Genomic DNA, 12,636 nt, shown 5'->3' with positions numbered 1-12,636 from the left:
GCGGAGAATCAATATGACAGATGTAATGACACACAGGGGCATCAACGTCGCCCCCAAAAGAGAGTCGCTTTGGAGCAAAGCGTTTCAGAAATTTCGCCACGATAAAATCGGCATGCTCAGTTTGACGGTGGTACTGATATTTTTTGTCATCGCTTTACTGGTATGGTGCGGCCTGATTGGTCAGCACTGGGATGAATTACTGGCCAACGGTCGCTTAGGGCCGAGTATGCAATACTGGTTTGGCACAACCATCAATGGCCAAGATATTTTACAACGCAGTTTATACAGCACCAAAACCGCCTTTCAAGTTGGTTTGAGTGTCGCCTTTTTCTCCATTATTTTAGGTGGTGGATTTGGTGCTCTGATGGGGTACTACTCCAACACTTGGTTAGATGAGTTTGTGCTGTGGTTGATGAACAGTATCGACTGTATTCCCTACTTCCTGTTAGTGGCCGCGATTGCGGTGGCTCTACAAGATAATCCTTACGCCATGCACATCGCGATGATCGTCGCTTTTTGGACCAGCACCGCTCGCGTCATTCGCGCTGAAGTGATCAAGCTAAAAAACATGGAATTTACCGAAGCTGCCCACTCACTGGGGGTGCCTACCTTGCGTATTATCTTCCGTCACCTGCTACCAAACACCTTGCACTTACTACTCGTTGATATGACTTTACTGTTTATTACCGCGATTAAAAGCGAAGTGATTCTGAGCTTTTTAGGCCTAGGGGTAAAAGACAGCATCAGTTGGGGTGTGATGATTGCCGAAGCGAGTACAGAGGTAACATCCGGTCACTTTTGTAACTTTTTTGCCGCCTCTATCCCGCTATTTATCTTGGTATTGGCATTCAATATGTTCTCAGACTCGCTCCAAGATGCCCTTGACCCACGGAAGGTAGCCTAATGAATCAAACGACTTTAACGCCGTTACTGGATGTAAAGAATCTGTGCGTAGAATTTAAAACGGACAAAGGTATCGCAAGAGCCATCAATGAAGTGAGCTTTAGCGTTTATCCCGGTGAAACGCTCGCGATAGTGGGCGAGTCAGGTTGTGGTAAGTCCGTCACATCACTGGCAGTGATGGGGCTCATACCTTCTCCGCCCGGAACGATTGCTGGTGGAAGCATTCAATTTCAGGGGCAAGAGCTTGTTGGCTTAACAGAAAAACAGTACCGTAACATTCGTGGCAATGACATATCCATGATTTTCCAAGAACCGATGACGGCGCTGAACCCAGTGCTGAAAATCAGTACGCAAATGATCGATGTGCTGCGCAATCATAATGATATTTCTCGCAAAGAAGCAAAACAGCGTGCCATCGAAATGCTACGTACGGTCGGCATTCCCGCGCCAGAAAAACGCATCAACGACTATCCTCACCATCTCTCTGGAGGCATGCGTCAACGTGTGATGATTGCGATGGCCCTCTCCTGTCATCCGGCATTACTGCTCGCCGATGAACCAACGACAGCCCTTGATGTCACTATCCAGGCTCAAGTCATGCAAGAGATTGTGCGGCTTAAAGACGAAATGAATATGTCGGTGGTGCTAGTGACTCACGATCTTGGCGTTGTCGCAGAATCCTGTGATCGTGTGGTTGTGATGTATTGCGGCGAAGTGGTTGAACAAGGCTCTGTCGAAGCCATATTTGCCGCGCCACAACACCCTTATACGCGAGGATTACTGGCCTCCATTCCGGTCGTACGAGAAGAAAAAATTGCCCAATTACCCACTATCGAAGGCATGGTTCCCGATCTGTTTCATCTTCCGCGTGGCTGCCGTTTTGCTGACCGCTGTCCTAAGGCAAGCGATCAGTGTCAGGAACAATCGCCAACTCTGGAACACGTGGCATCGAGGCAGCCGTTAAACGATACGACGTTCTCACATCATCAAGTGGCGTGTTTTCATTTAGAGGAGAGCGTAGCATGAATACCGATACTGTTTTAGTTGACGTTAAACAACTCACAAAAACCTTTAACGTATGCAAAAAATCTCTGTTCAATCGCCAAGAATTATTACTCAAGGCTGTGGATAACGTAAGCTTTCAAATTAAACAGGGTCAAACATTGGGGCTTGTCGGTGAATCAGGTTGCGGCAAATCAACCCTAGGCCGCTGTCTTTTACGGCTGTTAGAGCCCTCAGGCGGTGAAGTGAATATCAACGGTCAAGATGTCGTACATCTCGGTGCAGATGAACTCAAACATATACGGAAAGAGATGCAAATGATCTTCCAAGACCCGTTTGCCTCATTAAGTCCGCGAATGACCATCCATGATATTTTGCGCGAACCATTGGATATACACCGTATAGGTACTGAAGCGCAGCGTGAAGCCAAAATAGCAGAAGTGATGGAAATTGTCGGTTTACGCCCCGAGGCGCTGAACCGTTATCCTCACGAATTTTCCGGTGGCCAACGTCAACGGGTTGGAATCGCTCGGGCACTGATTCTTGAACCTAAATTTATCGTCGCTGATGAACCCGTTTCCGCGCTGGATGTGTCCGTTCAGGCACAGGTGCTCAATCTGATTGCAGATCTGCAACGCACTAAAGGTATTTCATTTCTGTTTATTGCTCATGATCTTGCGGTGGTGCAACATATTTGTGATGAAGTTGGAGTGATGTACTTAGGGCGTATGGTAGAGAAAGCGCCTGCCAATGAACTCTACAGCAACCCCAAACATCCCTATACGCAGGCGTTACTCGCATCAATCCCAATCCCAGATCCGACCAAGCGCAAACAGAAAACCTTACTACAAGGTGACGTCCCTTCCCCATTGGCTCCACCAAGCGGATGTACGTTTCGTACTCGTTGCCCTAAAGCCACCGAGCAATGCGCTAAGCATACGCCGCAATTAGCGACAAACGACGATAACCGTAACCATTGGGTTGCGTGTCACCTATACCAAAGTGACCTCAAGATGCAGGATTTAGAGCTCAATCAACCAGCCTAGCTCAATCATCAATTAGCTGCGGTCCAACTTCTTTGGACCGCTGGCTCTCAATGACACATCGTGTGAGCTTGATAAAAACCGCCGAATCACGCGAAGAAAGCCACTCGATAAGGGTAAATAGGGATTATGATAGGAAGCCGCATTTGAATCATAATCTTCTCCGACTGTTTTTAGCACATGATTCATTCCAGTAATACAATGATAAACGGCATTAGGCTGGGCTTCTTCTAACGCTAACCCATTTAACTCTCCGACTTCAATATCATGACTGCCATAAACAAGTAATAGAGGGACATTTAACCCTGCGACCATTTGCGAAGGCTCATGATGCATAATAGAAATAAGATACGGTTGCTGATTAACGCTAAATAAAGCTTCAAGCGCTTCAGGGACATTTGTCACCAATCTTCCTTGAGAGAGATGGTTCAACATCGTCTCAGCTTGGGTACGAAACGGGCGTGGAAACATAGAAACTTGTAGAGAAAGCAATTGATAGGTGTTAAGAGACGGAGCGGAAATAGCAATCACCTTTTTAACCATGGGCAACTGAGCGACCAATGTGGCGATCAGAGCCCCTTCCCCCTGACCCACTAATATGACATTACGTAGCTCAGAATAACGAGAAGCAATAAATTCCACCCATGATTTTGCATCTTGAAGTAAATCATCAAAACTCATCTGTTGATAATCCAGCTCATGAAAGCTACTTGCTCCTACACCGCGTTTATCATAACGCAGCGAAGCATACCCCATCGTTGCAAGTGCTTCAGCCAACCACTGCAAGCAATTGTGCTTATTATTTGGTTTATTACCATTACGATCGATATTGCCTGAATCAGGAAGGATTAAAGCAATTGAATCTGCATTCACTGGTACTATAAGTTCCCCATACAAATCACACGCTTGGTTCCTTATAGATACCTGATTCACAAACATAATAGGCGTCCACAGCAGTTAAATTGATATTAATACTGTAGCATAATAAATCCAAAGTTAGATAAATTACTCTAATTCAGTGAATCTACTCAATTTATTAATGTATTTCGATGTTAAGACGCGAGCTAGTCTAAGTTTGTTGTTCATGTTCCCGCGTAACCGACGCCTTGAGAACTTCTCACCCCCTTGTACCTTTATCGGCACAACTAAACACGTGTGTCCTTATAAAAATGGCTATTTTATTGTCGGTAACCAATGACTTGTAAAGAAAAACCGAATGGATGAGACACCCATTCGGTTAGATAAAGCCGTTAAACACGATTAAGCAAGATTGGCAAATGCGTAATCAATAGCGGTCACAATCTCATCCGCTTGTTCTATGGACAAGGTTAACATTGGGCTCAGACATAACGTGTTGTTGTATTTGATAAACGAACGGTTCGTTCGGCCAATCATCACACCTTTTTGACTACAGAGTGCAACCAACTTCATGCACACACTCTCATCAACGGGCGTTTTTGTTACACGGTCTGTGACTAATTCCAAACCAATGAATAACCCTTCACCGCGAACATCGCCTATCAATGGGTATTTATCTTTAAGGGAGGTGAGTTGCGCTTTTAAGTAGCGCCCGACTGTGACACAGTTTTCCAGCAGTTGCTCTTCTTCAATGATCTTAAGATTTTCTAATGCAGCGGCTGGCCCTGCAGTACAACCACCAAAGGTACTGATGTCACGGAAATAGCTTTCACGCTCTTGAGGTTGATCGTTCAGTAACTGAAAGATTTCTTCTGTCACCACTGTGCAAGAGATCGGCGCATAAGCTGAGGCTAATCCTTTGGCAGTGGTCACAATATCAGGTTGAATATCAAAATGTTGATAACCAAACCATTTGCCTGTGCGCCCGATACCACATACCACCTCATCGATATGCAGCAAAATATCGTATTTGCGGCACAGCGCTTCAATGCCTTTCATGTAACCTTGAGGAGGAACAATCACACCACCGCCCGCAGTAATAGGCTCAAGTACAATTGCACCAATGGTTTCCGGGCCTTCAGCCAATATTACTTGCTCGACAGCGGCGACAGAAAGCTCAGCATAATTGTCAACATCACCATATTGTGAGCGATATTCACAACAGTGTGGAATTTCGACAAAACCGGGAGTGAATGGTCCGTATTGGTTACGGCGTTCCTCTTGGCCTGAAGAGCTTAAACAAGTAATCGTGGTTCCGTGGTAATCGCGATCGCGATATAAAATTTTATGTTTTTTACCGCTGTATTTCTTCTCAGCGATTTGCCGCACCATTTTGTATGCTTTTTCATTGGCTTCAGAACCAGAGTTAGAGTAATACACTCGGCTCATTCCAGGAAGAAAACTCAACAATTTATCTGCAAATTCTGCCGCAATAGGTGTGGCACCAGAACCGGCGTAGTAGTTGAGAGTGACCAACTGATCTCTTACTGCATCAGCAATTCGCGTTCGACCATAACCGACATTAACACACCATACACCACCAGCAACCGCATCGAGATAACGTTCGCCTTTATCGTTCCATAAATAGCTACCTTCACCTTTTACAAACATAGGTGCAGTATGATTCGCATGCTGCATCATGTGGTGCCACACACATTGTTGGTCCTTTTCTACCGATTGGTCTATTGCTGCAATCGGTGCTACTGACGATAATTCCATTTCGTCATACTCCTCATTGATATCGAACGCGAAAATTTCACGTTAGAGCAATTTATTCCGACCGATTAGGTCCAGTTTCCAATATTTTTAGCACCACTTTTATACGTTACTTATTGCTTATATCAGCATAAGCAATGAGTAAATATGCGCATTTGGCACATATTGTGCTTTTACGTATAAAAACAATAAGAATCGAGGGATTGATTTTGAAGAATGACCACCTAATTCACATTCAATTTTCTCCTGATAGAAGCCTCCAAGAACAGATCAGAGAACATCTACTGGAAAAAATTCATCAAGGGATCTTTGCGGATAAAGCGCTACCATCGTGTCGAAAGCTCGCGCAAATGCTGAATGTATCACGCAATACTATCGTTTTAGTGTATGAACGATTAGTCGATGAAGGCTTTCTCGTTTCCCATCAACGTAGTGGCTTTTTTGCTAATCCAGAGATCGACGCATTACAAGTGCCGCTTGTAAAACTAGCAGCCACAGTGCACCAAAATGCACACAACGCACCAGATTGGGGCAATAAGTTTAAATGTGACTTCAAAGGGCAGCGTAGTCGAATTAAGTTAGAGAACTGGCAAGACTTCCCCTATCCATTTATTTATGGTCAACCGGATGAAAGCCTTTTCCCTGCTAGTCATTGGCGTGAATGTGGCCGCTTAGCTCAACGCACCAATGTCATAAAAGATTGGTTAGCGGATCACGTTGATGACGATGATCCAATGTTAATAAAGCAGTTACAAACAAATGTGTTGAGTAAACGCGGCATCATTGCAGAAAGCGACGAGATTTTATTAACGATAGGTACGCAAAACTCGTTGTTTATTTTGGCGCAATTGCTTACTGATGCACAATCTACCGTGGGGATTGAAGACCCTGGTTATCCTGATGCCCGACATATTTTCTCAACCTTCCATGCAAAAGTTCAAGGGTTACGCATCGACCATGAAGGTATTGCTTTAACGCCAGAGTTAGCAGGGTGCGACTATGTCTATGCGACACCAAGTCATCAAGTTCCGACCAATGTGACAATGTCACTAAAACGTCGAGAAGAGCTGCTTGCTTATGCCGACAAACATGATTTTGTTGTCATCGAGGACGATTACGACAGCGAGATAAACATCAATCAAAAACCGCATCCTTCCCTAAAAAGTTTGGATAAAAATGGCCGTGTGATCTACGTGGGGAGTTTATCAAAATCGTTATCGCCAGGTTTACGTATCGGGTTTATGGTCGCCGACCGACAATTAATTAAACAAGCGCGCCAATTGCGCCGTTTAATGTTTCGTCATCCACCGTCCAATAACCAGCGCACCTGCGCTCTATTTATTTCCTTGGGTTACTTTGATACGTATCTGGGCAAAATTAAACGTGCTTATTGTGAGAAGTGGCAATGTTTACGCCAAGCACTTGAAACCCACCTTCCTGAGTGCATTAGTTCAGATACGCTGGGCGGAAGTGCCTTTTGGCTCCGCCTACCGGAAGGTGTATCAAGTAAACAAGTGGCAAAATTGGCCCGAGAGCAAGGCGTGATAGCAGAAGATGGAGACGTTCTTTTTATGAACCCAGAAAAGCTCACCCATCACTATATGCGCTTAGGATTTGGATCGATCAAAGCCGAAAATATTGACGCAGGCATTCAAATATTGAGTCAAATTATTCGCCAACAAGCCAAAGACAATGAGACGTTTTGGCTTTCATAGCAACACGTTTTTAATCATACATCACGGGATGTTGCCTTGCGCACATCCCGTATTTTTATCCTAATAACACCAATTCACCATCAACTAAACTGCTCAACTAAAGGACCCAGTATGACTTCGACAGTATTTATCACCGGCGCAACCTCTGGATTTGGTCGCGCTGCTGCTCATCGTTTTGCTAAAGCGGGGTGGAAACTGATTTTATGTGGACGCCGACAAGAGCGTTTAGATACGCTGCAGCAAGAGCTCAGCTCCCTAACAGACGTTTATACACATGTTCTCGATGTTCGCGACTCAACGGCTGTAAACACTGTGGTTGAATCACTTCCAAAGGATTTTTTACCCATTACTTCCCTGTTAAACAATGCAGGGTTAGCATTAGCGCCACAAGCCGCACAAAACGTTGATCTTGCTGATTGGCATACCATGATAGATACCAACATCACCGGTTTAGTCAATGTGACTCATGCATTGCTACCAAGCTTGATCGAAACAGGTGCAGGGGCGTCTATTATTAATGTTGGCTCCATCGCGGGGCAATGGCCCTATCCGGGGAGTCATGTTTACGGTGCATCGAAAGCATTCGTTCAACAATTTAGCTACAACTTACGCTGTGATTTGCTTGGCACCGGTGTACGAGTAACGGATTTGGCACCTGGATTGGCTGAAACAGAATTTACCTTGGTACGTACAAAAGGTGATCAAGCCGCCTCTGATGCACTTTATGAAGGAGCAAACGCCTTATCTGCTGACGATATAGCAGAGCAGATGTTCTATCTCGCAACGTTGCCACCGCATGTCTGTATCAACCGTTTAGAGATCATGCCAACCACGCAAGCTTGGTCGCCATTTACGGTAAAACGTCAGTCATAATGACTTGAAACAAAAAACCGCCAAGTGAATTAACACTTGGCGGTTTTTACTCAATCAAATTTATGCGAAAGACGTTAAGAACTGTCTGACACGATCCGATTTTGGATTGTTAAAGAATTCCTCTGGTGGCGCTTTCTCAATCAATTTGCCTTTTTCCAGGAACACAACTTGATCGGAGACAGCACGAGCAAAATCCATTTCATGCGTCACCACCACCATAGTATACCCTTCCTGAGACAACTGTTTCATAACACCGAGAACTTCACCCACCCTTTCCGGGTCGAGCGCAGACGTCGGTTCATCGAATAGTAGGACATCAGGGCTCAGTGCCAAAGAACGCGCAATAGCCACACGTTGTTTTTGACCACCAGACAGCGTAATGGGATAGACGTCTTTCTTATCTAACATCCCTACTTTTTCCAGTTGAGTCAAAGCGACTTTTTCTGCTTCTGGCTTTTTCATATGTTTCACTTTCAACAGCGGCAGCATCACATTGTGTAAAATGTCTAAATGTGGCCACAAATTGAAATTCTGGAATACCATGCCTACTCGTTCACGTATTTTGGCTAGTTGTTTATTAGACATCGGCAAGTTATCTTCATCGCGAACACCAATGCGCTCGTCACCCACATAAATTTTGCCTTTGTCTGGTGTCTCAAGCCAGTTCATACACCGTAATAACGTTGATTTACCTGAACCTGAAGAGCCGAGGATACTCACTACATCACCGCGATTAACGGTTAGGTTGATATCTCGCAATACTTCAATACCATCAAATTGTTTTGAAAGTTTTTGTACTTCAATTGCAGAGTCGTTATGCATGATAAAATCCTTTTTTCTTACCAATCAGTCCAAGTAATTTAATGCCGTTTTCTATCGCTAGGCCAACAATCCAGTAAAGCAGAATAGCAACGAGGAATGCTTTGAACGGTATAAAGTAAGTTGACTGAACACTATTCGCCGATGCGGTAATTTCCTGTACCGTAATAATACAGAGGAATGCTGTATCTTTGAGCGTAATAATCAACTGGTTGCCCAGTAGAGGTAATGCGTTAAGCACTACATTGGGTAAAACAATGTAGAAAAAGGTTTGGTGATGACGAAATCCGTGTGCATGTGCAGCTTCAATCAAACCTTTAGACATCACCAAACGTTGGCCTCGGAGAATCTCACAAAAGTAGGCTCCATGGTAAACAATCAGTGACACCAAACCTGCGGTTTCCGCTTCCATACGAAAACCAAATTGACCTAATCCGTAATACAATAAGTACGCAAGGATTAGAAATGGCAATGTACGCATAAATGTCATGAAAAAACGTACACCGCGACTTAAATATGGAATTTCAGCATCTAAAATATAAAGCAATAATATGCCGAAGAAAAAGCCAATGACGGCCGCAATACCAAATAGATACAGAGTCTCTTCAAACCCTTGTAGGAAAAGATCCCTAGCACTCCATATTTCTGCCCATTCATTCATTTGACTCTCCTTACATCGCTAAACGGCGAGCTTTAATTTCGGCAACTGATTGTGCTTTTACTAGCAGGCCAACGATGATCATATAAATCAAGCCAGCCCCTAAGATTGGATACAGTGGTTCATAGGTCACTGAAGAAATCCGGTTGGTTACACGAGTTAGATCGACTAAGCCGATAATAGCGACGGCTGGGCTACCTTTAATCAGGAAAGACATTTCATTCACTAAAGGAGGCAAACTTACCGAGATAATTTGAGGTAACATGACATGGCGGAAAAAAGTCCATTCCGTCATACCACAGGCAAACGCTGCTTCTTTTTGATCTTTTGAGAAGTTACGAATTGCAGAGCGCCAGATTTCGGCATTGAATGCTGCCGTGTTTAATGCCAAAGACATAATGGCGGCAACGGTAACATTAAGTTGTAATCCTAACGCCGGCATGGCAAGAAAAATAAACAAAACTAATGTTACTAATGGGGTGGAACGAGCAATACTGATATATAGAGCCAGTAATTGGTCGATAATAGGAATTTTCTTCTGACGAACAATGGCAATCAACAACCCTAGTGATACTCCGATAATAATCGCGACACCGGAAATCCAAACTGTTGTCACAGCACCTTTCAATAATAGAATCCAAGCACTCAAATCCATCTAGTCGTGCTCCTTATTTTTGTTCTGATATTCCGGCCCAAGGGCTGAGCCGGATGGTTTTCTTGATATGATTGACGTGATCGAGACTTACTTAAGGCCGGCTAACTTGTGGTATTCAGCCACGTTAGTAATCGGTTGAGCTGGAACGTCGTGGAACTCTTGTCCAAACCATTTTTTCTGTAGTGTGTACAGTTTGCCAGTTTGTTTAAGATGCTCGACGAATCCATCTAGGAATTTCAAAAGTTCTGGGCTGTTTTTAGGAACAGGCCAGGAGACAAAACCTTTTCCGGAAACCGGTAGACCTTTTTCAAACACGTCCGGACGTTTGTTCACTAAGTCATTGATAGAAATCAATGCGTTGATAACATAGTCTAAACGGCCATTAGCTAAATCGGCATAAGCTTCTGGGTAAGATTGGTATTGCACCACTTTACCCAATTTAAGGCCTTTTTCTTTTAACATATCTTCAAGTTCAGGAAGACGAGCTAACAGTGCGCTACCCGCTTGAATACCTAGAGTTTTACCTGCTAAATCTTCAATTTTATCGAGGCTGTCATCACCTTTACGTTTGACAAAGTAGTTTTGCGCAGTCGCAAGAGGGTTTACAAAGTTAAATACGTTCAAACGTTGATCGGTGACATTCGCGCCAGTAATCGCAGCGTCATATTGACCTGATGAAACGGCAGCAAGCAGACCTGTCCATGGCATAATGCTTTGTTGTACTTTAAAGCCTTTGTCCTTGGCATACACTTTTAACTCATCAAGCATGTCTTTGTTAAAACCGTCAGGTTTACCGTCATTCATGAAGTTAAATGGTGCGTAGTTATCTTCAGTTGCGACTTTTAATACGCCACTTTCCTTGATCTGGGGAAGATCATTGGCGTGTGCAGCGAAGCTACCTAATGCAAGAGAGAGAAGAGTTAATTGGCCTATACGTTTAAGCTGTTGATTTACTAATTTCATAACCACCTCCTGTGGACCTTATCCTTATGTCATGAATGCTCATAACAATTAGTATTACTAAACAACATGCTTTCACTATTACTGACAGGAGAAGATTGGCATAGAGCCAAAAAAAAATGAAATTAAGGCCAATCATCACTTCTATGGGGCCAGTGTTAAAAAATAGGGCCAGAAGGATATTAATCATACAAGACAATAAGTTAGTTAATGTGTCTCAAAAGATTGATTCGATGTGAAGTGTAACTCAACCCCGTATAAGGGCTAAACGCGGCTATGCTATACAGGCTGCTATTAAATGCCAACTGTTGTATACCAGTAATGATCTAACCTCCCATTATTAGGGGAGTCGATAATGCTCTGGACGCTGTATCTTGGTCTCATTTGCGTAGACAGGAATTAACGCATCATTAAGGTGTGGTAATAACACATGACATTAATCATCTCAATTGCACATGCCAAACCCAGTAATAGGCCAAACAGTTTTCTGCAGTTCGGCCAGAAAACCGTACTGCTCGACTCCAATTTGTAAAAATACCCGCACATTGCTGACTTCAATGTGAGGGTATTTGATAGATTACGGAGGATTTATGTTGACGTTATTGCGCTAGATTACCGAATAAATTAGGCCGCTAATTTCACATAATGATAGGTATAGGTAATACTCATAGAAGATTTCAACATACGACACACATGACATTGATGTTCGATCGAGTTTTCTATTACCTCTGTCACCATCGTTTCATTGACTCCAGTACCTTTAATGACAAAGTGTAAATTCACACTATCGTATACACGTGGCTCTGTGTCCGTCAGCTTGTAAGACATTGTGGTCTTCAAACCAAACAGTTCTGCGCCTCTAGCACGCAACTCTGCCACTACATCACTAGCGCAACAACTACCCAATGAAGAAAGTAGTACATCCGTTGGACTCGGTGCCTTTTCGCTATTGGCATCAATCGTAAAAGTAAAATTTTGATCAGTCACGACATCAAATTGGTAGTCTTTTTGCCACTCGACGCTAACGCTCATATTAGCCATCTCCTAGGGTTATTTACACTGCTAAATGCTGCAACTAATGAATACACCTGACGACAGGTTCAACATACAACATTATCCCCTCTTAAGAGGGAGATTATAAAAATTCAGCACACCACATCTAACCATTAACTGCTTAGCAGATAAAAAGTCCCTATTTAAAATTTGAACTTTTTGTCTGATATGGAGCGGCGTGCGCATAAAGCCGCGAATAATAACAGACCATGAACGCGGTTTCATTATTTATTGGTACATTAAAATAAGAATTTTTTGTGAACGTTGAAGTCAAAAACAAATATCAACTGAACAAGTAAGCAATCAGTTAACAGAGGCAAT

12 protein-coding genes are annotated in these 12,636 nt (G+C 43.5%); 5 read left to right on the top strand and 7 right to left on the bottom strand.

Annotation, left to right across the window (positions count from 1 at the left end; genetic code table 11):
- Window positions 1–13: 13 nt before the first annotated feature.
- Genes I1A42_RS19050 through I1A42_RS19040 form a run of 3 tightly spaced genes read left to right on the top strand, consistent with a single transcriptional unit; the run spans window position 14 to window position 2,951 of the window.
- Window positions 14–904, top strand: a complete 891-nt coding sequence (locus I1A42_RS19050) for an ABC transporter permease (protein ID WP_161154648.1) — start codon at window positions 14–16, stop codon at window positions 902–904.
- Window positions 904–1,929, top strand: a complete 1,026-nt coding sequence (locus tag I1A42_RS19045; RefSeq protein ID WP_196124473.1) for an ABC transporter ATP-binding protein — start codon at window positions 904–906, stop codon at window positions 1,927–1,929. The genes I1A42_RS19050 and I1A42_RS19045 overlap by 1 nt, the downstream gene beginning before the upstream one ends.
- The gene (locus I1A42_RS19040; protein WP_196124471.1) at window positions 1,926–2,951 is read left to right on the top strand and encodes an ABC transporter ATP-binding protein; all 1,026 of its coding nucleotides are present in this window, start codon (window positions 1,926–1,928) and stop codon (window positions 2,949–2,951) included. Before I1A42_RS19045 ends, I1A42_RS19040 begins: the two co-directional genes overlap by 4 nt.
- A gap of 12 nt (window positions 2,952–2,963) precedes the next feature.
- On the opposite strand, the gene I1A42_RS19035 is transcribed toward I1A42_RS19040, so the two are convergent.
- Together I1A42_RS19035 and I1A42_RS19030 are read right to left on the bottom strand one after the other, a co-directional pair.
- Complete coding sequence (locus tag I1A42_RS19035) at window positions 2,964–3,821, bottom strand: alpha/beta hydrolase (protein WP_161154642.1); 858 nt, start codon at window positions 3,819–3,821, stop codon at window positions 2,964–2,966.
- 387 nt (window positions 3,822–4,208) lie between these two features.
- Window positions 4,209–5,585 (bottom strand): aminotransferase family protein, encoded by a 1,377-nt coding sequence (locus I1A42_RS19030; RefSeq protein ID WP_196124469.1) that lies wholly within the window; start codon window positions 5,583–5,585, stop codon window positions 4,209–4,211.
- Window positions 5,586–5,791: 206 nt separating this feature from the next.
- On the opposite strand from I1A42_RS19030, the gene pdxR reads away from it, so the two are divergent.
- Both pdxR and I1A42_RS19020 read left to right on the top strand, forming a co-directional pair.
- Window positions 5,792–7,297 carry a MocR-like pyridoxine biosynthesis transcription factor PdxR gene (gene pdxR, locus I1A42_RS19025; protein WP_230389662.1) on the top strand — a complete coding sequence of 502 codons (1,506 nt, stop codon included), beginning with the start codon at window positions 5,792–5,794 and terminating at the stop codon, window positions 7,295–7,297.
- 111 nt (window positions 7,298–7,408) lie between these two features.
- Entirely contained in the window at window positions 7,409–8,170 is a 762-nt protein-coding gene (locus tag I1A42_RS19020) for an SDR family NAD(P)-dependent oxidoreductase (RefSeq protein ID WP_196124465.1), read from the top strand.
- Window positions 8,171–8,230: 60 nt separating this feature from the next.
- Here I1A42_RS19020 and I1A42_RS19015 read toward each other — a convergent pair whose 3' ends face one another.
- The 5 genes from I1A42_RS19015 to I1A42_RS18995 all read right to left on the bottom strand — a co-directional run bounded on the left by I1A42_RS19015 (window position 8,231) and on the right by I1A42_RS18995 (window position 12,294).
- Entirely contained in the window at window positions 8,231–8,992 is a 762-nt protein-coding gene (locus I1A42_RS19015) for an amino acid ABC transporter ATP-binding protein (protein ID WP_161154623.1), read from the bottom strand.
- Window positions 8,985–9,650: an amino acid ABC transporter permease gene (locus tag I1A42_RS19010; protein WP_196124462.1), complete on the bottom strand. Its 666-nt coding sequence runs from the start codon at window positions 9,648–9,650 to the stop codon at window positions 8,985–8,987. The genes I1A42_RS19015 and I1A42_RS19010 overlap by 8 nt, the downstream gene beginning before the upstream one ends.
- Window positions 9,651–9,660: 10 nt before the next feature.
- Window positions 9,661–10,302 (bottom strand): amino acid ABC transporter permease, encoded by a 642-nt coding sequence (locus I1A42_RS19005; RefSeq protein ID WP_161154621.1) that lies wholly within the window; start codon window positions 10,300–10,302, stop codon window positions 9,661–9,663.
- 87 nt (window positions 10,303–10,389) lie between these two features.
- A complete protein-coding gene (locus I1A42_RS19000) occupies window positions 10,390–11,265 on the bottom strand; it encodes a transporter substrate-binding domain-containing protein (RefSeq protein ID WP_161154620.1) in 876 nt (291 codons plus the stop codon).
- Window positions 11,266–11,886: 621 nt separating this feature from the next.
- A complete protein-coding gene (locus I1A42_RS18995) occupies window positions 11,887–12,294 on the bottom strand; it encodes an OsmC family protein (protein WP_161154619.1) in 408 nt (135 codons plus the stop codon).
- Window positions 12,295–12,636 lie beyond the last annotated feature (342 nt).

Origin of the sequence: Vibrio nitrifigilis (assembly GCF_015686695.1) — a bacterium.
Classification (GTDB): Bacteria; Pseudomonadota; Gammaproteobacteria; order Enterobacterales; family Vibrionaceae; genus Vibrio; species Vibrio nitrifigilis.
Note: the sequence above shows the minus strand (reverse complement) of the source record. Positions and strands in the feature narration are given on the sequence as shown.